Here is a 25,639-nt window from a genome sequence, read left to right on the forward strand (position 1 = left end):
GCCCGGTTCGCCTGCGGAGGCGCACCGGGCGGCAGCCGGCCGTGCGGGGATCAGCCCTTGAAGCGGGGGAAGGCGCTGCGGCCCGCGTAGACGGCGGCGTCGTCGAGGATCTCCTCGATACGGAGCAGCTGGTTGTACTTGGCGACGCGCTCGGAACGGGCCGGGGCGCCGGTCTTGATCTGACCGCAGTTGGTGGCGACCGCCAGGTCGGCGATGGTGACGTCCTCGGTCTCGCCGGAGCGGTGCGACATCATGCACTTGAAGCCGTTGCGCTGGGCCAGCTCCACCGCGTCCAGGGTCTCGGTCAGCGAACCGATCTGGTTGACCTTGACCAGCAGGGCGTTGGCGGAGCCCTCCTCGATACCGCGGCCCAGACGCTCCGGGTTGGTGACGAAGAGGTCGTCGCCGACGATCTGGACCTTGGAGCCCAGCTTGTCGGTGAGGGCCTTCCAGCCCTCCCAGTCGTCCTCGAACAGCGGGTCCTCGATGGAGACCAGCGGGTAGGCGGCGACCAGCTCCTCGTAGTACGAGGTCAGCTCGGCGGCGGAGAGGGCCTTGCCCTCGAAGTGGTACGCGCCGTCCTTGTAGAACTCGGAGGCGGCGACGTCGAGCGCGAGCGCGATGTCCTGGCCGGGGGTGTAGCCGGCCTCCTTGATGGCCTCCAGGATCAGGTCCAGGGCCTCGCGGTTGGAGCCGAGGTTCGGGGCGAAGCCGCCCTCGTCGCCGAGGCCGGTGGAGAGGCCGCGGCCCTTCAGCACCTTCTTGAGGGTGTGGTAGACCTCGGTGCCCCAGCGCAGCGCCTCGGAGAAGGACTCCGCGCCGATCGGGGCGATCATGAACTCCTGGATGTCGACGTTGGAGTCCGCGTGGGAGCCGCCGTTGAGGATGTTCATCATCGGAACGGGCAGCAGGTGCGCGTTCGGGCCGCCGAGGTAGCGGAAGAGCGGCAGGTCGGAGGCCTCGGAGGCGGCGTGCGCCACGGCGAGGGAGACACCGAGGATGGCGTTGGCGCCCAGCGACGACTTGTCGGGGGTCGCGTCCAGGTCGAACATCGCCTGGTCGATCAGGCGCTGCTCGGTGGCGTCGTAGCCGACCAGCTCGGGGCCGATCTGCTCGATGACGGCGAGGACGGCCTTCTCGACGCCCTTGCCGAGGTAGCGGTTCGGGTCCCCGTCGCGCAGCTCCAGGGCCTCGAAGGCGCCGGTGGAGGCTCCGGAGGGCACGGCGGCGCGGCCGGTGCTCCCGTCGTCGAGGCCGACCTCGACCTCGACCGTGGGGTTGCCCCGGGAGTCGAGGATTTCCCGGGCTACGACGACGTCGATGGACGGCACGAGCATCTCCTTCTGGGATGTGACGCGTGGGGTGCGGGTCTCTTGGGCCTTGCGCCAAGAGCCTAACCGGACGGGGGGCGTCGGCCCGCCGATGCCCGCCCCCTGGGACGAAAAAGAGTGCGAAGAACTGCGGTGGTGGGCAAAAGCCGCTTACCTACCGATGAGTAAGGGTTCTCACCTGCGCCTCCGTTCGCTCAGACGGGTGCACGGAGGTGTTTTCCCGGGGCCGTACGGAGCAGTCGGCGGGGGCAGCAGGAACCCCGGACCGGCGCGTACGGGGGAAGCGCGCCGGCCCGGGGTGCGGGGGGTCGGACCCGTGGGGGGTGGACCGCAGGGGGGAGCCGCGGTCCGGGTCCTGGAGGGGCCGATTCCGGGGAGGACCGGCCCGGGTCCGGGCGGCCGGGCGCGGGCCGCCCCCTCAGGGAGCGGCCGGCCCGGGATCCGGACGGCGGGGTCAGCTCAGGTCGAGCAGCTGGCCCGGGAAGATGACGTCGGCGTCGTCGACGATGTCCTTGTTCAGCTCGAACAGCTTCTGCCAGCCGCCCTCGACCTGCTCGGCGTCGGCGATCCTGCTCAGCGTGTCGCCGGCCTTGACCTCGTACTCGCCGTCGCCCTTCTCGAAGCCCTTGGCCGGGGCCTGGGACTTCACCGGGGCCGGGGCCGCGGCGCGCTCGGAGCGGGTGGTCGGGGCCTCGGCACGCTCCTGCTTCGGCTGCGCGGGCTGGGCCTGCTGCTTCGGCTGCTCCTGCTTCGCGGGGGCCTGCTCGGCGGCGGCACCACCGTACGGGGTGTTCGAGAGGCCGACACCGCACTTCGGCCAGGCGCCCTTGCCCTGGCCCGCGAGGGTCTTCTCGGCGATCGCGATCTGCTGGGCCTTGGAGGCCAGGTGCGCGTTCGAGGCGTACTGGGTGCCACCGAAGGCGGCCCACGTCGAGCTGGAGAACTGGAGGCCGCCGTAGTAGCCGTTGCCGGTGTTGATGGACCAGTTGCCGCCGGACTCGCACTGGGCGACCTTGTCCCACTCGGCGGCCGTGGCGGCGGAGGCGGAGGTGGCGCCCATGATCGGGGCGGCGATGGCGGCGGTGGTGATGCCGGCGAAGGCGGCGAAGCGGGCGGCCTTGGACGGGCGGCGGTGCTTGCCCTTGCTGGAAAACAGCATGGTGGATCTCCTCACCGACGCCTGCGAGGTGAGCTGTCGGGTTCGGGCGCAGTGAGTGCCCGGCCGTACGGCTCGCGTCGTACGGCTTCACCCCAAGCCGGGTGTCCACCGCCCTCACGGGCAGCGGACGGGACCGGCACAAACCTGGGTCCCCCGCTCCTGCCTTCGGCGCTCTCGCGACGACTGTTCCCCCCGACCGACGGCAGGATTCGGCGTGACGGTCAGCGGTGCCCGCTTTGGCGAGCGGTCCAGACCGTAGTCACAGGCGTCCCGGTTCTTCAAAGACGGAACATCAGGGTCAAAACGCCCATCCCGCCCCTCCGGAAACAGGTATTTCCGCAGGTGACACACGGAATGCAGGATTCCGGAAGAGCGGGGGCAACGCCCGGAGCGAAGAGACTCATGTCTCACTTACACAGAAACGGACATATGCCAGCAAAATAGGGCGTCAGTTTCGGTGCCCCGGGGGCTACTTCGCCTGGAGATCAAGGCTCTGGCCAGGCAGGATGAGGTCGGGATCAGTACCGACGACCTCCTTGTTGGCCTCATAGAGCGCCGGCCAGCCGCCGGGGACCTTCTTCTCCTCGGCGATAGCCCAGAGATTGTCGCCGGAGCGGACCGTGTAGCTGCCGTCGGCCTGCCCGGCTTCACCCGTACCGTCCGCACTGCCGGTCTTGGCCGGAATGCCCGTACCGCCCTGATCGCCCTGGTTCAGGGCATCGGTACGGACCTCCTCGCCGGACCGGGAGGTGCGGTCGGGGCCGGAGGCGCGGGACGGGTCGACCGTGTCCACGCCCGGGGTCCCGGGGTCCTTCGGGGCGCCCGTGCCGGTACCGGCCGTACCCGACGGGGCCGCCGGGGCGGTCTCGTCGGCCGCGGGGGCGCCGCGGTGCTTGCCGGTGCCGTCGGCGGCGGGCTTGCCCGGCGCCTCCTTCTTCTCCACCGGCCCGGCGGGCGGGGTGACGGAGCTGCCCGGCACCTTCTCCCCGGCCTTCGGGGGGTCGGCCGGGGCGTCACCCTTCGCCGCGTCCGTACGTCCGGCGGCCGGACCGCCGGGCACCGGGTCGGCGCCGCCCGGGCCGGCCGTGGCGTCCGGGGAGCCCGCGGCCGCGCCGAGACCCGACACCGTCCCGCAGGACGGCCACGCCTTGGCGCCCTCGGCGGCGAGCACCTTCTCCGCCACGGCTATCTGCTGCGAGCGGCTGGCCAGGTCGGGGCGGTCGGCGTAGGACTTGCCGCCGTACGCCACCCAGGTCTCCAGGGAGAGCTGGAGCCCGCCGTAGTAGCCGTTGCCGTTGTTGACGGTCCACTGACCTGCGCTCTCGCATTCCGCGACCCGGTCCCAGGCCGCGGAATCAGCGGCGGATGCCGAGGTGGCGCCGAGGAGCGGGATCGCGATCGCGGACCCCGTCACCCCCGCTGCGACGACCAGGGCCGGTGCCTGTCGAGGACGGCGATGTCGACCATTCCCGGAGAGCATGCGGTGCTGCCTTTCGCGTGACGGCTGAGACGGGGGTGAACGTAGCCGCACTCGAACGCTTGTCACAAGTCGATGCAGCGGAGATCACGCGAGGATCACGAATATGACGATGCGTCATTTCCGGTCGGTGTGAACTCCACCGGAAGGGTGCGCAGTCCACGCATGATCAGGCCGCCGCGCCAGCGCAAATCGTGATGATCCACCGCCTGCCGCAGGTCGGGAAGGCGGCGCAACAGGGTCGCGATCGCGGTCTGTCCCTCCAGCCGGGCCAGCGGCGCACCCAGGCAGTAATGGATGCCGTGCCCGTATCCGAGGTGCTGATTGTCACGCCGCGCGAGGTCCAGAACATCCGGCCCGTCGAAGCGCTCCGGGTCCCGGTCGGCCGCCGCCAGCACCACGAGCACCGGATCGCCCGCCGCGATCTCCCGGCCGCCGATGGCCAGCGGCTCCCTGGCGTACCGCCAGGTCGCCATCTCCACCGGGCCGTCGTAGCGCAGCAGCTCCTCCACGGCCGTCGCCAGCAGCGCGGTCTCCCCCGCGGCGAGGGACTCCTGGAGCCGTGCCCGCTGCTCCGGATGGCGCAGCAGCGCGTGGACCCCGTTGCCGATCAGGTTGATGGTCGTCTCGAAACCGGCGAAGAGGAGTACGAAGCACATCGCGACCACCTCGTTCTCGGTGAGGTGCTCGCCGTGGTCGCTGGCCCGGATCAGACCGGAGATCAGATCGTCGTCGGTGTCCTCGGCGCCGAGGTGCTCCCGCTTGCGGTGGATCAGCTCGGCGAGATAGCCGCGGATCCGCTTCACGGCACGGGCCACACCGCCGCGCGGGCCGCCGCCGTGACGGATCATCATGCCCGCCCAGTCCCGGAGGTCGTCCTGGTCCTCCGGCGGCACCCCGAGCAGATCGCAGATCGCGTAGATCGGCAGCGGGAACGCGAACTCGTGGATCAGGTCCGCGCTGCCGCGGGCCGCGAAGCCGTCGATCAGCCGGTCGGTCAGCTCCTGCACCCGCGGCTCGAAGGCGGCGACCCGGCGCGGGGTGAACGCCTTCGTCACGAGCCGGCGGAGCCGGGTGTGGTCCGGCGGGTCGATGTTCAGCAGATGCGTCATCAGCCCGGCGCTGCGCTCGCCCGGGATCCCGGTCTTCCCGCGGGCGTGCGCGGGCTCGTCGTGATGCACCGGGTTCTTGGAGAGCCGCGCGTCGGCGAGCGCCTGGCGGGCGTCGGCGTACCGGGTCACCAGCCAGGCGTCGACCCCGCTGGGGAGGGTGGTGCGGTGCACGGGGGCGTGGGTGCGGAGCCAGGCGTAGGCGGGGTACGGGTCGGTGGCGAACTCCCAGGTGAAGAGTTCGGGCCGGTCCCCTTCGGGGGGACGGGAGGGGGGATGGGCGCTCACCCCCCGACGCTATCCCCTGCGGGGCGCGTGGGGCGGTCCGGGGCCTTGCGCCCCGGGGCCCTGGGTGTTCCCGAGCCCCCGGGGTGTCCCGCCCATTCCAAGGGGCTTGGGACCATGCGCCCAGGGGCGCGGGGAACTGCGCGAACGGCCCACGACGGCCCGCGGCCGACGGTCTCTCCGCAACCCCTACGGTCTCCCCCGCGGGGGAGAGCCGCCTTCGCCGTACGGCGAAGAGAGACCGTTGCCGGTCCGGCCGTTTCGTCGGCCGCGCGCCGCCTGTGGCTTGTCGCGCAGTTCCCCGCGCCCCTGGGTACTTCTCCTCAAGCCTTCTCGCAGAAGGCGGGAGCCCCAGGTGTCCCGGCCCGGGGCCATCGGCAGGAGACGGGCACTCCGGGCGGCCCTGCCCGGGGCCATCGGCAGGGGCGGGCGCTCCGGGGCCGGGGCCCGGGGGACTCCGGGCCCGGGCCCGGCGAGGGGGGCGGGGCTACTGCGGGAGGGATTCCCGGGTGCGGATGGTGGTGTGGTAGGTGCGGGCCGCTGCCCGCAAGGCGGCTTCCGGGTCCACGCCCTCCGCCTCCGCCGCGACCGCGAGGGCGAGCAGCTCGTACCCCACGCCCTCACCCCTCGGCAGCGGGACGTCCAGCCCCGCGACCCGGACCCGGGACGCCAGCTTCGCCGCCAGCGCCAGGCCCGGCTGGCCGAGGGGGATGCCGTCGGTGACGGAGCCCCGGTGCTTCTCCTCCGCCTTGGTGCGGAGCCAGATCCGCCGTACGTCCTCCGGCGTCTCCGCCTCCTCGTCGCCGAAGACGTGCGGATGCCGGTGGACCAGCTTCGCCACGATCGTCGCGGCGACATCGTCGACGGAGAACGGCTCCGCCGGGTCCTCCTCGGCGATCCGGGCGTGGAAGACGACCTGGAGCAGTACGTCGCCCAGCTCCTCCCGCAGCTCGTCGCGGTCGCCGCCCTCGATCGCCTCGACCAGCTCGTACGCCTCCTCGATGGCGTACTTGGCGAGGTCCCGGTGCGTCGGCACGGACGACCACGGGCACTCCACCCGGATCCGGTCCATGACCTGGACCAGGTCGAGGAGCCGGGCGCCGGGCAGATCGTAGGAGCCGGGCAGCAGCTCCAGATCGGGCATCCCGCCGCGGCCGGAGCCGGCGAGCCGGGCGAGGCCGTCGGTCAGCGCCCGGTCGCCCTCGCCGGAGACCAGGACGACGACCGTCGTACCCCCGGCGCAGAGGGCCACCAGCGCGGGCGCGTCCGGATCGGCGATCCCGACCTCCACCCCGGCCTCGCGGAGGTACGGCAGCTGGGGATGGCCGGGGTCGGCGCACAGCACCCGGCCCGCCTCGCGCAGGACGCCCCACGCGGGCCAGGACAGCAGCCCGGGAGCGACCCGGTGGCTCGTGGTGAGCAGGACGATGCGCCCGTCGGGGTTGTTGGAGGTCACCCCCCGAACCTACCCCGGCGCCCGCCCCGCCCCGCTCCCCGCACCCCACTCCCCGCGAGCGGCCGACGGCGAGCGGTCAGGCGGTGGGTTCGGCGTCGGCCGGCGGTGCCTGCTTGGTGAGCTGGGTGATCCACGGCGCCCGGTACTCGCCCAGCTCCAGCTTCTTGTTGTCCCAGGCCCCGTACCGCGGGTTCACATCGATGTCGAGGGATTCGGCGGCCTTGGTGAAGACCGCGTTGAGCCGCTGCTGCCCGTCGGGGGTGTCGGCCGCGCCGATGGACTCGGCCAGCTTGCCGATCAGCAGCTCGCGCTCGACGACCTCGCCGACCCGGTCGGGGGCGACGCCGCGCTGCTGGAGGAAGGTCGCGGCCAGCGCCTGCTCGCCGCCCGCCTGCTCGGCATAGGCGGCCCGGGCCTGCTGCAACTCCTTGCGGGTGACCGTGACGCCCGCGTCGTCGGCGGCCTTTCTGACCACCTCGTCGACGAGCAGGTCGAAGAGCTTGGCCCGGCCGAGCTGGCCGGTGTTCGCGATCATCTCCGCGCCCTGGGGCGCCTTCTCCTGGGCGGCGCGGACGTCCGCGACCCGGGCCTGGAGCGTGGACACCTCGATCCGCTTGCCGTCGACGACGGCGGCGGCACCCGGGTGGGCCTCGTTGCCGCAGGCGGTGAGAAGGGGAGCGGCGACGAGCAGAGCGGCGGAGACGGAGATCGCGGTGCGACGACGGCGGTGCAAAGGAGCCTCCAGACGAGGTTTGTGCGACGAGTCACAAAGTCCTGCGGTGACCGATGGTAGGCAGTCGGCGGGACGGGGGCCACTACTTCACCGCGACTGTTTTGGTCCAACGAGGCGCCCGATGCGGGGGATACGGAAGATACGGACGAGGCCGCCCGAAGCGGCGGGCCGCCCGGTCCCTCAGCGGCGCTCGGTGGAGCCCACCGGCTCCGGCGGCTTCGGCTCGCCGCGCTCCCCCGGTTCCGGGCGGAGCATGATCGTGCGGGAGACCACGAAGGTGACCGGGATCGCCGCGGCGGCCGCGATCAGCGGCGCGTACCGGTCGTCGAAGCCGAGGACGTCGACCAGGAGGTAGACCCCGCTGGTGGTGACCGTGAAGTTGGTCAGATTGGAGAGCGGGAAGAGCAGGAACTTCCGCCAGGTCGGCCGGGTCCGGTAGGTGAAGTACGAGGTGAGGAAGAACGAGCCGATCATGCTGAGGACAAAGGCGACGACATGGGCGGCGACGTACGGCATGACGTTGAGCAGCAGCAGGTACAGGCCGTAGTAGGTGCCCGTGTTGACCGCGCCCACGAGGGCGAATCGGACCAGCTGGCCGCGGATCGTCGTCTTCTCGCCGGTCACTCGGTCACTCGGTCTTTCGGTCGCTCGCGCGCTCGGTCGCTGCGCTGGGGCCGGACGGCCGGGCCGCCCTTGCGGGGAAGCGTACGGCATGGCGGACCACCGGCCGGGCGCTCCGGAGCACGGCCCGCGCGCGGCGGGGTGCGGCGGGGTACGGCGGGGTACGGCGCACCGGGCGGCCCGCCCGGTACCAGGCCGGGCCCGGCGGTCAGCGGTGGAACTGGCGCTGGCGGGCGAGGGCCCGCCGCAGCTCCGCGGGGAGCTGGTGGTACGGCCCGTAGACCCGCTCCGCGTCGTACAGCAGGGCCTGGAGCTGGTGGTGCGCCCCGGTGTGGTCGCCGACGGCGAGCAGCAGGTTCCCGATGCGCTGCCGTACGTCGAAGGCCCGGGCGGTGTCGCCCGCGCTCTCGTAGTAGGGGAGGACGGCGCGGTACTCGGCGACGGCCGCGGCCGCCTCGCCGAGCTGTTCCAGGCACTGGGCCGCGTCGTGCCGGAACTGGAGGGTCTGGGCGTCGGCCGGGCCCGCCTCGGCCGCCCGGTCGTCGGCGAGCCGCCGCAGCTCGGGCAGGGCGCGGCGGTACTGGCCGTCGTCCATCAGGGTGGTCGCGTACTGCTTGCGCAGGATGCGGACGACCGGGGAGTGCTCGCCGTGTTCGGCGGCGGCGGCCGGGAGGATGCCGCCGAGGATGTCCACGGCGCGGGTGATGCTGCCCTCGCCGAGGAGCTTCTTGACCTCGTCGACGGCGGCGGCCACATCGGGCGGCCCGCCGGGCGCCGCCGCCGCGGGCGGTGGCACGGGCGGCGGGGGCGGCGCGGCGGCCGCGGCCCCGGCACGGTCGGGCCAGGGCGCGTGCGGGCGGAGGAAGGGCCGGGTGGGGTCGAGCGGCCCGCCGGGTTCGCCGCGGCGGGGCAGCAGCGGCGCCAGTGCCCCGTAGACCTCCTGCGCCCCGGACGGCCGGTGCTGGGGGTCCTTGGCGAGCAGCCGCAGCACCAGGCCCTCCAGCGGCTCGGGGATATCGGGGCGGACCCGGCGGACCGGCAGCGGGGGCTCGTAGAGATGGCGGTGGAGGACACCGAGCGCGGTGGAGCCCGCGAAGGGCACATTGCCGCTGAGGAGTTCGTGCATCAGCACCCCGAGCGCGTACAGATCGGTGTACGGGCCGACGGCGCCGCCCATGGCCTGTTCGGGGGCCATATAGGCGGGGCTGCCGATGGGTGAGCCGGTATGGGTGAGGCGGGTGGTGTCGGTGTCGATGACGGAGGCGACGCCGAGGTCGAGCACGGTGACCGTGCCGTCGGGCTTGATCATCACGTTCCGCGGTTTGAGGTCGCGGTGGACGATGGGGACGGCGTGGACGGCGGCGAGCACCGCGCAGATCTGGGCGGCGACGCTGACGGTCCACTGCCAGGGGTACGGCTCGTGCTCGGCGAAATGGTCCGCGAGGTCGGCGCCGTCGACGTACTGCATCACCAGATACAGGTCGTCGCCGTCGCTGCCGGCGTCGTGGACGGTGACCAGCCCGGGGTGGGTGACCTGGGCGGTGACCCGGCATTCGCGGACGAAGCGGCGGCGCATCTCGTCGGCGGCGGTGCCCTTGGTCATATGGTCCGGGCGGAGCAGTTTGACCGCGACCCGGCGGTCCAGCCGGCCGTCGTAGGCGGTCCAGACCTGGCCCATGCCGCCCTGGCCGATGACGGTGGAGAGTTCGTACCGGTCCGCGATGACGCGTCCGTTCACCGGTCCCGCTCCCCGCGGTCCTTGCGGAGGTAGTCGCTCAGCTCGTCGAGTTCGGCGCGGACCTGGTCGATCCGGGGTCCGGCGGCGGGCGGCGGCGGGGGTACGGGGGTGCCGGGCGCGGGGGTCCCGGTGGCGCCGGGGACGGGTCCCGGAGCGGAGCCGGGCGCGGCGGCGCCCGGGTGGGCGGGGTTCCCCGGAGCTGCCGGGTGCGCCGGGTTCACGGGGTTCACCGGGTTCACCGGGGGATAGCCGTAGCCGGGGCGCTGCGGCGGATAGCCGTAGCCGGGGGTGGTGGCGGCCGTACCCGGGCCCTGGGGGGCCGGGCCGAAACCGTAGCCCTGGCCCGCCGCCGGACCCGCCGCCGGACCGCCCTGGTAGCCGGGCGCGGGCTGCCACTGCCGCCGCAGCTCGTCCTGGGTGCGCAGGTCGATGACGAAGAAGTGGACGGCGACCGCGAGGCCGACGGCGCCGAGGCCGAGGATCGCGGTCGCGTCGGCGCCGTTGACCTCGTCCGTGTTCGGGTCGGAGCCCCAGATCCCCATCAGGGCGAACAGGCCCATGGTCACCAGGCAGCACACCACGAACAGCAGCCAGTCGACGGGCTTCCGCCGCATGACGGCGACCCGGAGCATGGTGAGCCAGGCGAGCATGCCCCAGGTGAGGACGGCGAGCAGCAGGAAGAGGGTGCGCAGCAGGACGACCGCCACCGCCGAGGGCGGCTGCTGGCGCGGTGGGGCGTAGCCGGGGCCGTGCATTCCTGCTCCTGGGGACGAGGGCCTGGGTACGAACGAGGGTATACACCGGGGACGGCACCGTCCCGGGGTATAGCGGGACGGAATGTCGGCGGCTCCCGCTACCGGTTCCGCCGGTGCTTGCGGCAGGGCGTCCGGCGGGGGTTCCGGTTGGCCGCGGGTGCGGCCGGGGCGGGCCGGGAGGCGGTCACGCCCCCCGTTCCGGTTCGACCGTGCCGTCGGTGAGTCCGTCGTACAGCCCCTGGACGAGCTGTTCCCCGAGCCGTCCCGCGAGCCGGAGCGCGTCCTCGAAGGCGGCCAGCGCGCGGAACCGTTCGCCGTACCGCCGCTGGTCGGCGAGGGGGACCCGGGGCAGTTGCAGTCTGCGTACGTCGAGCCGGGTCGCGGTGGAGGCGAAGCTGCTGGCCTGCCGGGTGTTGGCGGTGCCGCGGAGGAATCCGGCGAGGAACCAGGGGTCCAGCGCTTCCGGCGCGGGGCGCAGCAGCTGGAGGTTGCGGCCGAGGACGGCCCCGGCCGTGGTCTCGTCGACGACCCGGACGACGGAGGCGCCGCCGAGGACGGGGATCACGATGTCCCCGGCGCGGGTCCGGACCGGCTCGTCGTCGGCCGATTCGGGCAGGACGCCGGTCGGCGGGGTCCCGGCGACGACGTCCTGTTCGGTGAGGACGGCGCCCCGGCCGCCGGGCGCGGGGCGCCCGGGGTGGCCGCCGCCGGGCACGGCGGAGCCGGTTCCGGCGCGGATGGTGAGGGCGCCGGACCGGGCCAGCTCGCCGACGGTGGTGGAGGGCCAGGGCGCGGGCCGGGTGGTGGCGGCGGGTGCCGGGGTCAGCTCGCCGGTGAGGCGCAGGGTGTCGGTGAGCCGTTCCCGTACCCGCTCCAGCTCGTCCGCGTCGCCGCCACCGGCGGCGGGCGGCACATGGCGGGCGGGCGCCAGGTCGACATCGTCGTCGAGGAGTTCGATGACGGGGACGGCCCGGCTGAGCCCGGCCCGGTCGGTGCCGTCGCCGCCGCCGTGCCCGTCGAAGGGCTGCCAGATGTCGAGGACGGTGTTGTGCACGGCCTGCCAGTCGACCCGGTCGCGGCCGCCGCCCGCGCCGCCCGTGTCGGCCGTGTCGACGACGAGGAGTTCGGCGGGGGGTGTCCGGCCGGGCTCGGGGCGGCGCAGCACCCAGAGGTGGAGCGGGATGCCGTACGGCGGCGCGGCGCCCGCGGGGAGGGCGATGACGGCCCGCAGGGCGCCCCGGCGGAGCAGTCCGGCGCGGATCCGGCGGCCGGAGCGGCGGGAGGCGGCGGCGGGCGGCATCAGCAGGACGGCGGTGCCGCCGGGCCGCAGCCGGGCGAGGGCGTGCTGGACCCAGGCCAGTTCGGATTCGGTACGGGCCGGGAAGCCGTACTCCCAGCGGGGGTCGTAGCCCAGCTCGTCGTGGCCCCAGTTCCGCTCGTTGAACGGGGGGTGGCAGAGGACGGCGTCGGCGTGGGTGTCGGGGAAGGCGTCGGCGCGCAGGGTGTCCCCGGCCCGGGCGCCGACGGTGACCTGGGGTCCGCAGTGCAGGGCGAGCCGGAGCGCGGTGAGGGCGGTGAGGGCGGGGTCGCTGTCCTGGGCGAGCAGGGCGGCGGGGTGCTCCACGGCACGCAGCAGGGTGCCGGTCCCGGCGGCCGGGTCGAGCACGGTGGTGCCGCGGGCGGGGTCCGGGGGCGCGGCGATGGCGGCCATCAGCGCCGCGGGCCCCGGCGGGGTCGGGGTGTACTGGCGGATATTGGCGTCGAGGAAGCGGCCGAGGAGGAATTCGTACGTCTGGCGGGGCCCCAGCTCGGCGGCGAGTTCGCCGACGGAACGGAGGAAGGGCACGGCGGCCGGGGCGAGGGCGTGGCCGCCGCGCAGCGCGGGGGCGAGGGCTTCGAGGCGGTCGTCGCCGAAGCGCTGGGCCAGGAACTGTTCGGCGGCGGTGGGCAGCAGCTCGGCCATCCGCCGGTCGTCCGCGGCGGTCAGCTCCTGCCAGACGGCGGGCCGGTCGCGGACCAGGAGCAGGGCGACACCGGCGCCGGTGAGATCGGCGGCGGCGGTGGCCGGATGGTCGGCCAGTTGCTGCCAGACCCGTTCCCGGAGCGGGACCTCGGCCAGCTTCCCCTGTTCGCGCAGCCAGCGTTCGACATCGGCGAGCGCGAAGGAGGGGCTGGTCTCGGTACCGCCCACGGGCTTGGGGAAATCGGGGTGCCGGCGGCGCCAGTTGCTGACGGCGGCGCGCCCCACGCCCGCGAGCCGGGCGATGCCGGCCGCGGTGACTTCGCTTGCGGACTCGGGCACCTGGCCGCCTCCGTGATCCGTTCCGGATGTCCCGGAGCCTGTGTGGTGTCGCTGATTGTGTCGCTGATCATAGCGACGTTTACACGAGAGACCACTTCACATGGAGGAGAAATTGCTCCATGAACTTTCATGTTGACTCCGTTCACAGGCTCTGCTCTTATTGACCCGGCGCTTCACGGAGGGCCCGGCCCGCCTCCACGGCGGTGTGAACACTCTTCGGTGTTCCCCGGGTCCGTCCCGTCTCCGCCGCCACCGCCACCGCCACCCGGAAAGGGCACGCCCATGCCGCATGACGTACGACAGCCTCCGCTCGGCTCGACCACCCGTGCGGCCCGTTCCTCCGGTGACCCCGGATGGGAGCCGGGCGCGGGGGCGGAGCCGGAACCGGGCTGGGGCGGCGTACCGGCCGCGGCCGTCCGGTGAAGCACGTCCGGAGTGCGGCGGGTACGGGGGTCCCGCCGTTCTCCGGCCCTCCCACCACGGCGCCGCCGCTTCCGGCCGGGCACTACACGTACGGCACCACCATCGCGACGGCCGCCGGCACCGCCAACCAGCCCTGCACCCACCGCCACCGCAACCGGCCGGGCACCACGCGCCCGGCACCGCAACGGCCACTGCCACTGCCACTGCCACCAGCACCAGCACCAGCACCAGCACCAGCACCAGCACCAGCACCAGCACCAGGATCCGGAGAACCGTCATGCCGCTCATGCCCCGCTCCCGCCGCCGCCCGATCGCGGTCGCGGCCCTCGCCTCGGCGCTCGCGCTGACCGCGACCGGTTGCCTCGGCGGTGAGGACGAGAAGGCGAAGGGCCCCTTCGGCGGCAAGTCGAACAAGGAGGTCATCGAGTCCGCGAGCACGGCCACCAAGGCCGCCAAGTCGCTGACCATGACCGCCGAGGGCAGCATGGCGCTGGACCGGACGAAGAAGCAGCGGCAGGTCACGATACGGATGGCCATCCACGACGGCGGCCGGTGCAGCGGTTCGATGTCCGTCGCGGGCCAGGGCAAGGTGGACATCGTCGTCTCCGGCAAGGACGCCTATATGCGGCCCGACGAAACCTTCCTCCGCACCCAGCTCAAGCAGTCGGACGAGACCGGCCCGGCGCTGTCGGCGGCCGAGATCAACGGTGCCGTCGGCATCATGAAGGGCAAGTGGCTGAAGGAGGACGCGGCCTCCCCCGACATCAAGGAGATGGCCGAGTTCTGCCATCTCGACGCCGTGCTCAAGGACCTCGGCGCCGAGGGCACCGCCGGGGTCGAGCGGGCCGGGGAGACCACGGTGAACGGACAGAAGGCGCTCAAGCTCACCAACCCCGTGGAGGTCGGGACCGCGAAGGGCAAGGCCAAGGTCAAGGTCACGGAAGAGCTGTACATCGCCACCTCGGGCAAGCCCTATGTCCTCAAGATCGTCGGCTCCCCCGAGGACGCGGAGGCCGGGGAGCTGATCACGGCCACGTTCTCCGACTTCGACAAGGCACCGCTCCCGAAGATCCCGGCCCCGGCGGAGATCATCGACCCGGACAAGCTGGGCTGAGCGGAGCCGTACGGGACGGAAGTCCCCACCGGACGGAGCGGGGTGGAAACCGACGGGGAGGTCGGCGCCCACCCCGCTCTCCCGTGCCCGGCCCCGCCCGGCCCGGCGGAATCCCGGCCTCCTGACCGCCGCCACTCTCGCGGCGGGCCTGTCGTCCCACGGGCCCCGAGGATCAGCGGTTCCCGAAAACGGTGTCCAGTGCCGCCGTCAACCGCTCGGGAAAGGCGGCGACGACGGCCTCGGCACCGGGGTGGTCCTGGAGGAAGCCGTCCCACTCCACCTCGTCCAGCACCGCCCGGTACAGCTCCGTGCCGAGCGGATCGCCGTGGCGTTCGCCTGGCCACTCGCCCACTTCGCGGAGGACCCTCTCCAGCAGCTCCACCGGCATCGCGCAGCTCTCGGCGAGCAGCACGGCGTCATAGACGTCCTTGCCCTGCGGATACATGTCGCAGCCGATCCACATCAGCTTCCAGGCGAGCGACAGTTCACGGCTCGCCGCCGCGATCCGTACACCCGCGACCTCCGCCGGTTCGGCGGGCACGGGCATCCGCTCGTTGAAGACGAAGTCGAGCTGTACCTGGCCGTTGGGCAGGCCCGGGGCCGCCCAGGGCAGCACCAGCCGACGGCCGGGCACCCGCTCGTAGGTCCAGATGTACTCGGAGACCGCGCCGGAAGCCGACAGGTGGAGACCGGTGCCGCGCTCCCGGGCCAGTTCCTCGGCGGCCGCGGCGATACCGTCCAGCATCTCGCCGGTACGCGGCTCCTCGATGCGCCAGGAGTCCGGGACGACGACGAAGTCGATGTCCCGGGGCGACCGGGCCGCCGGGCCGAACCAGGCGGACATCAGCATGCTGCCGCGCAGCACCAGCGAATCGGCCCAGGGCGTCGAGGCGACGGCCGCGAGGACGAGTTCCAGCGCCTCGCGCCGGGTCTCCTGCCAGCGGGCCCGCAGCTCGGGGTCAGGCACGACGCCGTCGCCGGGTCGGTAGGCGCCGTAGAAGTGCTTGAGCGCCGGGTCGAACACCCGGTGCCGTACGGCTCCGGCTCCGATCCCCGCGGTCAGGGTGGCGGCCGTCCCGGTGCGGCGCCGCTGCTCCTCCGGCGGTTCGCCGGCGAAGCCGGGGCCGTTGGGGATAGGGGGCGGCCAGGTGGATCCGTTCATATGTCCTTCTCCCGCTTCTCCGGCCGCGCCGGGCTGTCCGGCGCCTGCCGCCTGTCCGTCTTCGCTGCGCTCTCTGCGTCCTTCGGGCTCTCGGGGCTATCCGTACTCTCCAGCCAGCCGTCGTCCACGCTCGGATCACTGTCGGAGAGCACGAACTCCCGCTCCTCCGACAGCACCGCGTACCCTCCGGCGGCGAGCGCCGCCAGCAGTTCGTCGCAGGCCCGCCCGGCGGCGTCGGCCGGGCCCGGGTGCCGCTGGGTGACGAAGCGCTCGTGCCGTGCCCCCGGCAGGACCCGCCGGGCGTTCCACGACAGATGCGCGCCGTGCGGGACGACCAGCGCCTCCAGGGCGGGCCGGTCGTAGTCGGCGGGCAGGGCGAGCTTGAGGTGGTTCTCGTAGTAGCCGCCGCCGGGGCCCGCGGGCTCCCGGCTCCACGGCACCGTCTCGACCTTCACCCGTACCGGCTCGAACCCGGCCTCGCGCAGCCCGGCCACCACGGCGTGGTGCCCGGTCCGGTCCGGCAGCGTCAGCATCGGCTGCTCCGCCATCCGGCCCCGGGCCAGCACAATGCGGGTGACCTTGAGCCCCCGGCCGGCCGCCCAGGTGTCCAGGGCGGCCAGTTCGTCCCCGGTCCGGCAGCGGACCGTCACATGCGTCTCGTACACCGGTCCGATTCTGGCAGCGGGACCGGACCGGCGGCCAAGGAATAACCCCCGGTCAGGAGTGGAAGCGGACCCGGACGATCAGAGCCTCGTCCGGCAGCCCGTCGAGATAGGCGCGGGCTCCCCCGCCCACCGGAGGTACCGCTCCAGCGCGTCCACCCCGTCCGCCACGAAATCCCGGTGCCGGACGGCCTCCAGGAGCGCTTCGGGGGTGAGCCACTCGTACGACGCGATCTCCGACGGGTCGGCGGCGAGCCGGTCCGTGATCACCACCTCATGGAGCCCCAGCCAGTAGGGGCTGATGACACCGCGGCACAGGTACGTGAAGAGGAGCCGCGGCGCCGCTACGACGCCCAGCTCCTCGCGGAGCTCCCGGGCCGCGGCCTTCTCGTACCCCTCGCCGACCTCCACCGCGCCGCCGACCAGCCAGTTGTACGCGTCCGGGAAGCGTGAGACGCCCGGCGGTCTGCGGTGCACCAGGATCCGGCCGTCGGGGCGGCGGCAGACGGTGGTCGCGACGCGGTGCAGCCACCCGTTCGCAATGGCCTCCCGCCGCTCCACCACCCCCAGCACCCGGTCCTGCCCGTCGACCCGCTCCACCGGCTCACTCATGGGCGGAGCGTCTCAGGAACCGCACTGCCTGAGCATCATGTTTCTGTCCGGGGCCGTGACCGCAAGCTCGTACTTCAGCGCCACCTGCGCGAACCGTACGGCGTACGAACAGCGGACCGCCTTGTTCGGCGGCAGCCAGGACGCCGGGCCGGAGTCCCTCTTGGCCTGGTTGGCCGGGCCGTCGACCGGGAGGAGGTTGAGCGGGTCATTGGCGAATCGTTCCCGCTTCTCGGCGGTCCAGCGCGCGGCGCCCATCCGCCAGCCGTACGCCAGCGGCACCACATGGTCTATCTGCACCTCGGCGGCCTTCGCCTTCTTCCAGACGATGTCCTTGCCGGTGTACGGGTCGGCGAGGGTCATCGCCACCACGACGCAGTCCGAGCCGTCCCGGAACCGCAGTTCGCGGCCGTCGCGGCGAATGAGGTCGTTCCGGGTGTCGCAGCCGTTACGGGCCAGGGGTACGCCGTCGGTGCTGTCGCTCCAGGCCCGGCCGAACTCCGCCCGTTCGTAACCGGTCCCGGGGCCGCGGCCCTTGGTCCGCAGCGACCCGATGAGTTTCCGCGCCGCGGCCCGGTCTCCGGCGGCGACGGGCGCGAGGCCGGGGCGCGTACCGTCGGGATTGGCCAGCGGAGCGACCGCACCGGGCCCACCACCTCGCGCGCCCTCCGTCTCCGGTGCGCCCTCGCTCTCGCAGCCGGTAAGCAGCGCCGCGGTGCCGAGCAGGGCGATCGCATACGTTATGGGGGCCTTGCGACTCTTCTTCACCTCGGCAGAGTACTGATCGCGACCCTCCGGCCCCGCCCCTGGCGGGAGCGTTGTCGGCGCCGCGTGTCACGATCGGAGCCAGCACATATCAGGGGCGGGGCGGGCGCGGTCAGCGGCCGGCTTCCACGGGAGGGACAGCACTATGGGCGCCTGGGACATCGGACCCTTCGACAACGACACCGCGGCCGACTTCTCGGGCGATCTCGACGACAGGGAGCCGGAGCAGCGTGAGGAGCTGATCCGCCGCACCCTCGCCAAGGCCGCGGACACCGCCGCTTCGGCCTTCCTCAACAGCTACGACGGCGACCGCGGGGTGGCCGCGGCCGCCCTGGTCGCGGGACAGTGCCCGGACGGCGAGACGGTGAACCCGAGCTACGGCCCGAAGAAGCCGGTCCCGGTCCTCTCCCCCGACCTCCGCCCCCTGGCCGTCGCCGCCCTGGACCGCATCACGGCCCCGGAGTCGGAGTCGGCGGAGCTGTGGGAGGGCGAGGACGCGGTGGAGTGGGGCAACCGGGTGGCGAGGCTCCGCGCGGTCCTGGCGGCGGGGACCGGGGCGGCGCAGTAGCGTCTGTCCGGGCTGCTCGCCGTCGCGGGCTCCGCGGGAGTCGAGTTCATATGTGAGGGGTCCGGTCAGGAACGGCGAAGTTCGGCCGGTCGGCCAGGACGCTTACCCGATCCTGGGCGCCACTGAGTAACGCCGACGCCCCGGCCCCCCACTCCGTCGACGGGTCGGTGGCGCACCCGCACCGATTCCTACGACGCCATGTATTCGATCTTCGGCGCCGTGTGGTTCACAGACCCGGCCCAGTTGTTGCCGCTGGTCGCCGCCCGGCTGAATCCGGGGGGCGTGCTGGCTTTCTCGCATCCCCCTGCCATCCCCGGCGCGTACGGGCCCCAGGGCATGTACAAGGGCGGGTTCGCGGGCAAAGCCATGTACACGTACCGGTACAGCTACACGCCCCGGAAGTGGGCGAACCTCTTGTCCGGGGCAGGGTTCAGGGACGTGGAAGTGCAGGTACTGGACGCCCCGGCGAAAGGCCATATCGGCACCTTGCTTGCCCGTGCGGTCAAGGCATAGGACCACGCACCGAACCCGGCCGGACTACCACCGGATCTCGTCGTCCGGAGTCGGCCCGGCACCGTGCTTCAGTGCGCACGGCGGGCAGGCGTAGTACACGACCGGCGGGCCGCTGGCGCGCTCCACAGAACCGACGGCGACAGGTATGCACGTCTCGTTCCCGCAGTGGACGCACCGGGCGCCGAAGGGCTCCGGGGAATGGGACAGGAGCGCGTCTCGGGTCATCCGTACACCTCTCTCCACTGCTGCCGCCGTCACGGCGAGGGCTGCGACTCGGGCCGGTGGCCGAACTCCTCGTGGCGGCGGAGAACACGGCAGTCGGCGGCGCGCGACTGGTCACCCGCGTGTTCCGCCCGCTGCTCCTCGTCCGCCAGCTCCCGGCATGTCTCGCACCCGGCGGCCATCTGTTCCGTGAGTTCCTCGGGGCCGTTCATGCGAACTCTCCTCTGCTGCTGCGCTGGTTGGCCTCGGCCACGGCGGTGGTCAGGGCGTCGGAGGTGACCGCGGGGCGCAGATCGCCGGGGAGCGCGTCCCATTCGCAGCCGCCGTTCAGCGGGCGCAGGTAGTAGCGGTTGCTGAACCGGTCCATCACCCGGCCGGTCCGCTTCCGGGCCACATCCGTCACGGTGTCGCCGATCCGCGGCTCCCACGGCGGTGCGGGCTGTTCGTCAGTGGACACGGGCACACCTCCGGCGCAGCCTGACGGACTCGTTCTGCAACAGCCGCCGGAGCCCGGCGAGCGCGGTGACGAGGGTGTTCCGGTCGGTGGCGTATCCGGTGCGCGGCACCCAGTCGGGCGCGATCCCCCAGAATCCGCCGGCGGCGATCAGGGCGTCGAGCTGGGACTGGTGAGTGGGGTCCTTCGGCCGGGCGCCGGGCGCGATGCGCTGGGCAGCGGGCATGACTGCTCCTTTCCGTAGCGATTCCACTACAAGAAGCTTCAGAGTTACCTAGAATTGGACCCTCCTCAACGTTGCTCTGCCGGAGGACACATTGGTAAACCGCAAGGAGTTGAATCCCGACGCATCACCCGAAGCTGCTTTCGGAGCACGCTTACGCAGCTCACGCGAGTCCCACGGCTGGACCCAGGATGAGCTGGCCGAACGTATGGGCTATACGGGAAGGCATATCTCCGCGGTCGAAACCGGCCGCAAGCCTCCGACTCATCGCTTCGCAAGGGCACTTGACGTGGTCCTGGAAATCGAAGGAAAGGCCGAATCCTTCGAACGGGCGTGGGGTGAACTCCGGCACGGAGTGCTGCTGGAGGGATTTCCGGAGTACGTGGGCTACGAGTCCAGGGCCGTTGAGATCCGGCTGTACGAGATCGGCATCATTCCGGGGCTGCTACAGACACCGGAGTACGCCCGGGTACTGGCCGACAGCGCGGTGCAGCGCGGGAGCATCACTCCCGAACTGGCGGATGAACGAGTCTCGTTCCTGGCGGATCGGCAGGCAACGCTGATCCGGCCCACGCCACCGATGGTGATCGTGGTGATGGACGAGAGCTGTGTCCGCCGACGGGTGGGCGGGCACAGGATCATGGAGGCTCAGCTCGACCGGCTGGCCGAGTTCGCCGCACAGCCCAACACCATGGTGCAGATCGCCCCGTACGACATAGGAGAGCAGAGGCCGTTCGACCTGCCGGTCAATCTGCTGACGCTCAAGGACCGGTCCGTGGTCTCCTACGCCGAGTCCCAGACACAGGGGCACTTCGACCGTCACGCGCCATCCGTACTGCCTATGTTGACGGCCTACCATCAGCTACAGGCCGTTTCAGCCTCCCAGGCGGAATCCGTGGCCATGATCCGCGAGCTACGAAAGGGCTCCCCGTGACGACCGCATCCCCCCGCTGGTTCACGTCCTCGTACAGCAACAACGGCGGCAACTGCGTCGAGGTCGCCGCCAACCTCGCCATAACCGACGGCACCATCCCCGTCCGCGACTCCAAAAACCCCACCGGCCCCACCCTCGCCCTCCCCACCAGCGCCTTCGCCGCGTTTGTCGCGGGGGTCAAGGGCGGGGAGTTCCGGGTCGGCTGACCGGACCCGTACCCGTCCGGCCCCGCAGGGGTACGGCCCCGCCGCTCCGGTGAACAGAACGGCGGGGCCGGCCGGTGTCAGTCGTGTTCCTCGCCATGGAGACGGTGGCCGAGATCCGTGGCCCATTCCAGAGCCCAGGTCCGCAGTTCGCCGATCCGGCCGGGAGTGAGGCCGTAGGCGAGGAACTCTTCGTCCTCGTACCAGTCGGCTCCGATGAGACGGTCACGAAGGTCGTGCAGGCTGAACTCGGTCCGGGCATGGCGACGCCCGAGAAGTTCCAGGTCGGAGATAGTGCGGTCCCGGGCGGCGGCATGAACGTCGATGAGGTCACGGACAGCGCCGCGGTCGGCCAGGGCACGTACCTTGGTGCCGACGACGTCGTCCAGCGCGAGGACGGGCCCGTGCTCGCTCCGGGCTGGCGGAGCCCAGAAAGCCTCCTTGAGGATGTCGACCTCGCACTCGTCTCCGGTCTCGGGGTCGGTGACGATCAGACGCCCGGACAAAGGGTCGGTGCTGACCTCACGGACGGTCCAGCCGTAACGGGCCAGGCCGTCGGTGACCGTGCGGACGATGTCGGCCATCGGGGCGGGGTTCTCGGTGGCGACGTCCAGGTCCTGGCTGAGGCGGTTGACCAGGCCGTGTGCCTGGACGGCGTAGCCGCCGGTGATGACCAGAGGGTAGGGATGGCCGATGGAGAGGACGTCCGCGAGCAGTCGGCGGTGCAGGTCGCTCAGATTCACGCGGCGGCCACGGCGGGGGCGAGTTCGGGGAAGACCGCTTCCCAGACGTCACGCGCGGCGCGGGGAATCAGGGTGCGCAACACGGGCCACTGGCCGACAAGCAAATCGGCGTCGAGGTATGTGGTGAGGTCGTCTCGCTGGCCCTCGGCCAGGAGCGTCCGGTAGAGGCTCATCCGGGAGCGGGGCCGGTCCAGGTCCCAGGTGCGCAGGCCGGACCAGACGATGTGCAGGGGAAGGGTGACCGTGCCGTGGCGGGGACCCGCCAGCTCGCTCAGTTCTCCGGGCAGCCGCGCGGCATAGCGCGCCCGCAGGATTTCGGCGGCGGACAGTGGACCGGGGGTGGGCGGGACGGCGGTGGCCATACCGACATTATGGGCCCGTGCGGCGGGTACGGGGCCGGAACCGGGCCCTGTACCCGCCGCACGGGTTCGCCGGTCAGCTCCCGAGGATCGTCGTCAGGAACTCGCCCGTCCACGCCAGCAGCTCCCGGCCCACAACCGGCTTGCCGCCGATCTTGCCCGTGGTCGGGCGCGGGACCAGGATCTGGTTCATGGCCGGCTTCACGACCGTGCGCGGGTAGAGGCGCATCAGGCGCAGTTCCTGGGACTCCCGCAGCTCCACCGGGGCGAAGCGGATGTTGTTGCCCTGGAGGACGATCTCGCCGACGCCGCAGGCGCGGGCCAGCATCCGGAGGCCCGCGACCAGGAGGAGGTTCTCGACCGGCTCGGGGAGCTTGCCGTAGCGGTCGGTCAGCTCCTCGCGTACCGCCTTGACGTCCTCCTCCGAGTTGGCCGCGGCAATGGACCGGTAGGCCTGGAGGCGCAGGCGCTCGCCCGGCGCGTAGTCGTGGGGGACATGCGCGTCGACCGGGAGTTCGATCTTGACCTCCAGCGGGGGCTCCTCCTCCGCGCCGCCCTCCAGGGACGCCCGGTAGTCGGCGACCGCCTCGCCCACCATCCGTACGTACAGGTCGAAACCGACGCCCGCGATATGGCCGGACTGCTCGCCGCCGAGCAGGTTGCCCGCGCCGCGGATCTCCAGGTCCTTCATCGCCACGTACATGCCCGCGCCCATCTCGGTGTGCTGGGCGATGGTGGCGAGGCGCTCGTGGGCGGTCTCGGTGAGGGGCTTCTCCGGCGGGTAGAGGAAGTACGCGTACCCCCGCTCCCGGCCCCGGCCGACGCGGCCGCGGAGCTGGTGGAGCTGGGAGAGGCCGAAGTTGTCGCCGCGCTCCACGATCAGGGTGTTGGCGTTGGAGATGTCGATACCGGACTCCACGATCGTCGTGGAGACGAGGACGTCGAACTTCTTCTCCCAGAAGTCCACGACGACCTGTTCGAGCACGCTCTCCGACATCTGGCCGTGCGCGGTGGCGATCCGCGCCTCCGGGACGATCTCCCGCAGCCGGGCCGCCGCCCGGTCGATGGACTCGACCCGGTTGTGGATGTAGAAGACCTGGCCCTCGCGGAGGAGTTCGCGGCGGATCGCGGCGCCGATCTGCTTCTCCTCGTACGGGCCGACGAAGGTCAGGACGGGGTGCCGCTCCTCCGGCGGGGTGGTGATCGTCGACATCTCGCGGATGCCGGTGACCGCCATCTCCAGGGTCCGGGGGATCGGGGTCGCGGACATCGTCAGTACGTCGACATTGGCGCGCAGCTTCTTCAGCTGCTCCTTGTGCTCGACGCCGAACCGCTGCTCCTCGTCGACGATGACCAGGCCCAGGTCCTTGAACTTGGTCTCGGACGAGAACAGCCGGTGGGTGCCGATGACGACGTCGACCGTGCCGTCCCGCAGGCCCTCCAGGGTGGCCTTGGACTCGGTGTCGGACTGGAAGCGGGAGAGCGCGCGGACCTTCACCGGGAACTGCGAGTACCGCTCGGAGAAGGTGCCGAAGTGCTGCTGCACCAGCAGCGTCGTCGGGACGAGGACGGCGACCTGCTTGCCGTCCTGGACCGCCTTGAACGCGGCCCGTACCGCGATCTCCGTCTTGCCGTAGCCGACGTCGCCGCAGATCAGCCGGTCCATGGGGACGGACTTCTCCATGTCCTCCTTGACCTCGGCGATGGTGGAGAGCTGGTCGGGGGTCTCCGCGTACGGGAAGGCGTCCTCCAGCTCCCGCTGCCAGGGGGTGTCGGGGCCGAAGGTGTGGCCGGGGGCCGCCATCCGGGCCGAGTAGAGGCGGATCAGATCGGCAGCGATCTCCTTGACGGCCTTCTTCGCGCGCGCCTTCGTCTTGGTCCAGTCCGCGCCGCCGAGCCGGTGCAGGGTCGGGGCCTCGCCGCCGACGTACTTGGTGATCTGCTCCAGCTGGTCGGTGGGGATGTAGAGCCGGTCGCCGGGCTGGCCGCGTTTGGCGGGGGCGTACTCGACGACGAGGTACTCGCGGGTCGCGCCCTGGACGGTCCGCTGGACCATCTCGATGTACCGGCCGACGCCGTGCTGTTCGTGGACGATGTAGTCGCCGGTCTCCAGGGTCAGCGGGTCGATCGTCTTGCGGCGGCGGGTCGGCATCCGCCGGCCGTCCTTGCCCGCGGCCTTCTGGCCGGAGAGGTCGGTCTCGGTGAGGACGGCGAGCCGGAGCCCCGGATCGATGAACCCGTAGTCGATGGAACCGGTCGCCACCTGGACGACCCCGGGGGCGACCTCGGTGAGATCGGTGTCGAGCCGGGCCGGAACGCCCTCGCCGCCGAGGACCTCCACGGTCCGGGCGGCCGGGCCGTGGGCCTCGGTGACGAAGACCGTGCGCCAGTTGTCGGCGAGCCAGCCCTTGGTGTCGGCGAGGGCGCGGGCCGTGTCGCCGCGGTACGACTCGGGGGCGTGCATCCCGAGCTTGATGGTGTCGTCGGACAGCTCCTCGTCGGCGGCGAACGGGGCCACCGTCCACCACATCATGTCCAGCTCACGGGCCCGGTCCCGGACATCGGCGATGCTCCACAGCGATGCCGCGCCGACGTCGATGGGCGCCTCGCCGCCGCCCGCCGTCGCGGCCCAGGACGCCTGGAGGAACTCCCGCGAGGTGGCGACCAGGTCCGCGGCCCTGGTCCGGACCCGCTCCGGGTCGCAGACCAGCGTCATCGCTCCGGCCGGGAGGACGTCGAGCAGCAGCTCCATATCGTCGACGAGGACCGGGGCGAGGGACTCCATGCCCTCGACCGCGATCCCCTCAGCGATCTTGCCGAGGAGTTCGCCCAGCTCGGGGTGGGCCTCGGCGAGCGCGGCGGCCCGCTCCCGGACCTGTGGGGTGAGCAGCAGCTCACGGCAGGGCGCCGCCCACAGACCGTGCTCGGCGACCTCCAGCGACCGCTGGTCGGCGATCTTGAAGTAGCGGATCTCCTCGATGTCGTCGCCCCAGAACTCCACCCGGAGGGGGTGCTCCTCGGTGGGCGGGAAGACATCGAGGATGCCGCCGCGGACGGCGAACTCGCCGCGCTTCTCGACCAGCTCGACCCGGGAGTACGCGGCGGCGGCGAGGGCGTCGACGACCTCGTTCAGATCGGCCTGCTCACCGGTGCGCAGCGCCACCGGAACCAGCTCGCCCAGCCCCTTGACCTGCGGCTGGAGTACGGAGCGGATCGGGGCGACCACGACGGAGACGGGCCCGGCGGCCGGGTCGTCGGCGGACGGGTGGGCCAGCCTGCGGAGCACGGCGAGCCGCCGGCCCACGGTGTCGGAGCGGGGGGAGAGCCGCTCGTGGGGCAGGGTCTCCCAGGCCGGGTACTCGGCGACGGAGTCCTCGGGCAGCAGCGAGCGCAGGGCCGCGGCCAGGTCCTCGGCCTCCCGGCCGGTGGCGGTGACCGCGAGCACGGTCCGCCCGGCGTCCCTGGCCAGCGCGGCCACGGCGAAGGGCCGCGCGGCGGGCGGCCCCACCAGGTCCACCTGCCTGCGGCCCGCGCTGCGCGCGGCCTGCACGGCCTCGGCGAGCGCGGGATCACGTACGACGGCGTCCAGCAGACCGTGGAGACTCATGAAAGGCGTTCCGTCCCGGGTGATGCGATACGGGTAGGGGCAACGGTGCGCGCTGCGGCTGTGGGCAACGCGAACGGCCCGGCACGTCGAACGGGCCGGGGTCCACCAGCGT

At 72.3% G+C, this 25,639-nt stretch carries 24 protein-coding genes, 1 pseudogene and 1 riboswitch; of the genes and pseudogenes, 5 read left to right on the forward strand and 20 right to left on the reverse strand.

Annotated features, from left to right (window positions below; translation table 11 throughout):
* Nucleotides 1-50: 50 nt before the first annotated feature.
* From eno to ACWDR0_RS14160, 10 genes are all read right to left on the reverse strand, one after another.
* Nucleotides 51-1,337, reverse strand: coding sequence for a phosphopyruvate hydratase (gene eno / locus ACWDR0_RS14115; protein ID WP_456351925.1), 1,287 nt, complete (start codon nt 1,335-1,337; stop codon nt 51-53).
* A gap of 448 nt (nt 1,338-1,785) precedes the next feature.
* Complete coding sequence (locus ACWDR0_RS14120; protein WP_456351926.1) at nt 1,786-2,490, reverse strand: transglycosylase family protein; 705 nt, start codon at nt 2,488-2,490, stop codon at nt 1,786-1,788.
* 3 nt (nt 2,491-2,493) lie between these two features.
* Nucleotides 2,494-2,671: riboswitch (cyclic di-AMP (ydaO/yuaA leader) on the reverse strand.
* A gap of 288 nt (nt 2,672-2,959) precedes the next feature.
* Nucleotides 2,960-3,970, reverse strand: a complete 1,011-nt coding sequence (locus ACWDR0_RS14125) for a transglycosylase family protein (protein ID WP_456351927.1) — start codon at nt 3,968-3,970, stop codon at nt 2,960-2,962.
* 95 nt (nt 3,971-4,065) lie between these two features.
* On the reverse strand, nt 4,066-5,364 hold the full coding sequence (locus ACWDR0_RS14130) for a cytochrome P450 family protein (protein ID WP_456351928.1): 1,299 nt from the start codon (nt 5,362-5,364) through the stop codon (nt 4,066-4,068).
* A 484-nt stretch (nt 5,365-5,848) separates the two neighbouring features.
* Nucleotides 5,849-6,817 carry a nucleoside triphosphate pyrophosphohydrolase gene (locus ACWDR0_RS14135; protein ID WP_456351929.1) on the reverse strand — a complete coding sequence of 323 codons (969 nt, stop codon included), beginning with the start codon at nt 6,815-6,817 and terminating at the stop codon, nt 5,849-5,851.
* 76 nt (nt 6,818-6,893) lie between these two features.
* Nucleotides 6,894-7,550 carry a SurA N-terminal domain-containing protein gene (locus ACWDR0_RS14140; protein ID WP_456351930.1) on the reverse strand — a complete coding sequence of 219 codons (657 nt, stop codon included), beginning with the start codon at nt 7,548-7,550 and terminating at the stop codon, nt 6,894-6,896.
* A 180-nt stretch (nt 7,551-7,730) separates the two neighbouring features.
* Nucleotides 7,731-8,174, reverse strand: coding sequence for a GtrA family protein (locus tag ACWDR0_RS14145; protein WP_456351931.1), 444 nt, complete (start codon nt 8,172-8,174; stop codon nt 7,731-7,733).
* Nucleotides 8,175-8,379: 205 nt separating this feature from the next.
* Nucleotides 8,380-9,909: a serine/threonine-protein kinase gene (locus ACWDR0_RS14150; RefSeq protein ID WP_456351932.1), complete on the reverse strand. Its 1,530-nt coding sequence runs from the start codon at nt 9,907-9,909 to the stop codon at nt 8,380-8,382.
* Nucleotides 9,906-10,664 (reverse strand): hypothetical protein, encoded by a 759-nt coding sequence (locus ACWDR0_RS14155; protein ID WP_456351933.1) that lies wholly within the window; start codon nt 10,662-10,664, stop codon nt 9,906-9,908. The genes ACWDR0_RS14150 and ACWDR0_RS14155 overlap by 4 nt, the downstream gene beginning before the upstream one ends.
* Nucleotides 10,665-10,848: 184 nt before the next feature.
* Nucleotides 10,849-12,966 (reverse strand): N-6 DNA methylase, encoded by a 2,118-nt coding sequence (locus ACWDR0_RS14160; RefSeq protein ID WP_456351934.1) that lies wholly within the window; start codon nt 12,964-12,966, stop codon nt 10,849-10,851.
* Between the two features lie 700 nt (nt 12,967-13,666).
* Between ACWDR0_RS14160 and ACWDR0_RS14165 the strand changes: the two genes are divergently transcribed.
* On the forward strand, nt 13,667-14,503 hold the full coding sequence (locus ACWDR0_RS14165) for a hypothetical protein (RefSeq protein ID WP_456351935.1): 837 nt from the start codon (nt 13,667-13,669) through the stop codon (nt 14,501-14,503).
* 172 nt (nt 14,504-14,675) lie between these two features.
* Here ACWDR0_RS14165 and ACWDR0_RS14170 read toward each other — a convergent pair whose 3' ends face one another.
* From ACWDR0_RS14170 to ACWDR0_RS14185, 4 genes are all read right to left on the reverse strand, one after another.
* Nucleotides 14,676-15,665 carry a nucleotidyl transferase AbiEii/AbiGii toxin family protein gene (locus ACWDR0_RS14170; RefSeq protein WP_456351936.1) on the reverse strand — a complete coding sequence of 330 codons (990 nt, stop codon included), beginning with the start codon at nt 15,663-15,665 and terminating at the stop codon, nt 14,676-14,678.
* Entirely contained in the window at nt 15,662-16,330 is a 669-nt protein-coding gene (locus ACWDR0_RS14175) for a hypothetical protein (RefSeq protein ID WP_456351937.1), read from the reverse strand. The genes ACWDR0_RS14170 and ACWDR0_RS14175 overlap by 4 nt, the downstream gene beginning before the upstream one ends.
* A gap of 78 nt (nt 16,331-16,408) precedes the next feature.
* Nucleotides 16,409-16,939: an NUDIX hydrolase gene (locus tag ACWDR0_RS14180; protein ID WP_456351938.1), complete on the reverse strand. Its 531-nt coding sequence runs from the start codon at nt 16,937-16,939 to the stop codon at nt 16,409-16,411.
* 12 nt (nt 16,940-16,951) lie between these two features.
* Nucleotides 16,952-17,704: an HNH endonuclease family protein gene (locus ACWDR0_RS14185; protein ID WP_456351939.1), complete on the reverse strand. Its 753-nt coding sequence runs from the start codon at nt 17,702-17,704 to the stop codon at nt 16,952-16,954.
* Nucleotides 17,705-17,846: 142 nt separating this feature from the next.
* Between ACWDR0_RS14185 and ACWDR0_RS14190 the strand changes: the two genes are divergently transcribed.
* Together ACWDR0_RS14190 and ACWDR0_RS14195 are read left to right on the forward strand one after the other, a co-directional pair.
* Nucleotides 17,847-18,269: a DUF4259 domain-containing protein gene (locus ACWDR0_RS14190; RefSeq protein WP_456351940.1), complete on the forward strand. Its 423-nt coding sequence runs from the start codon at nt 17,847-17,849 to the stop codon at nt 18,267-18,269.
* A 186-nt stretch (nt 18,270-18,455) separates the two neighbouring features.
* Nucleotides 18,456-18,782, forward strand: a pseudogene (locus tag ACWDR0_RS14195) (SAM-dependent methyltransferase); the annotation flags it as partial.
* A 254-nt stretch (nt 18,783-19,036) separates the two neighbouring features.
* Here the strand turns inward: ACWDR0_RS14195 and ACWDR0_RS14200 are convergent.
* The 3 genes from ACWDR0_RS14200 to ACWDR0_RS14210 are packed head-to-tail and all read right to left on the reverse strand — an operon-like array spanning nt 19,037 to nt 19,684.
* Complete coding sequence (locus ACWDR0_RS14200) at nt 19,037-19,216, reverse strand: hypothetical protein (protein WP_456351941.1); 180 nt, start codon at nt 19,214-19,216, stop codon at nt 19,037-19,039.
* Nucleotides 19,213-19,461 carry a hypothetical protein gene (locus ACWDR0_RS14205; RefSeq protein WP_456351942.1) on the reverse strand — a complete coding sequence of 83 codons (249 nt, stop codon included), beginning with the start codon at nt 19,459-19,461 and terminating at the stop codon, nt 19,213-19,215. The genes ACWDR0_RS14200 and ACWDR0_RS14205 overlap by 4 nt, the downstream gene beginning before the upstream one ends.
* On the reverse strand, nt 19,451-19,684 hold the full coding sequence (locus ACWDR0_RS14210) for a hypothetical protein (protein WP_456351943.1): 234 nt from the start codon (nt 19,682-19,684) through the stop codon (nt 19,451-19,453). The genes ACWDR0_RS14205 and ACWDR0_RS14210 overlap by 11 nt, the downstream gene beginning before the upstream one ends.
* A 91-nt stretch (nt 19,685-19,775) precedes the next feature.
* Here ACWDR0_RS14210 and ACWDR0_RS14215 point away from each other — a divergent pair, with 91 nt between their 5' ends.
* Together ACWDR0_RS14215 and ACWDR0_RS14220 are read left to right on the forward strand one after the other, a co-directional pair.
* Nucleotides 19,776-20,615, forward strand: a complete 840-nt coding sequence (locus tag ACWDR0_RS14215) for a helix-turn-helix domain-containing protein (protein ID WP_456351944.1) — start codon at nt 19,776-19,778, stop codon at nt 20,613-20,615.
* The gene (locus ACWDR0_RS14220; RefSeq protein WP_456351945.1) at nt 20,612-20,821 is read left to right on the forward strand and encodes a DUF397 domain-containing protein; all 210 of its coding nucleotides are present in this window, start codon (nt 20,612-20,614) and stop codon (nt 20,819-20,821) included. Before ACWDR0_RS14215 ends, ACWDR0_RS14220 begins: the two co-directional genes overlap by 4 nt.
* A gap of 77 nt (nt 20,822-20,898) precedes the next feature.
* Here the strand turns inward: ACWDR0_RS14220 and ACWDR0_RS14225 are convergent, their stop codons facing one another.
* From ACWDR0_RS14225 to mfd, 3 genes are all read right to left on the reverse strand, one after another.
* Nucleotides 20,899-21,561 (reverse strand): nucleotidyl transferase AbiEii/AbiGii toxin family protein, encoded by a 663-nt coding sequence (locus ACWDR0_RS14225; RefSeq protein WP_456351946.1) that lies wholly within the window; start codon nt 21,559-21,561, stop codon nt 20,899-20,901.
* On the reverse strand, nt 21,558-21,923 hold the full coding sequence (locus ACWDR0_RS14230) for a hypothetical protein (RefSeq protein WP_456351947.1): 366 nt from the start codon (nt 21,921-21,923) through the stop codon (nt 21,558-21,560). The genes ACWDR0_RS14225 and ACWDR0_RS14230 overlap by 4 nt, the downstream gene beginning before the upstream one ends.
* Before the next feature lie 73 nt (nt 21,924-21,996).
* Nucleotides 21,997-25,527 (reverse strand): transcription-repair coupling factor, encoded by a 3,531-nt coding sequence (gene mfd, locus ACWDR0_RS14235; protein WP_456351948.1) that lies wholly within the window; start codon nt 25,525-25,527, stop codon nt 21,997-21,999.
* Nucleotides 25,528-25,639 lie beyond the last annotated feature (112 nt).

Source organism: Streptomyces sp. NPDC003691, assembly GCF_053981115.1.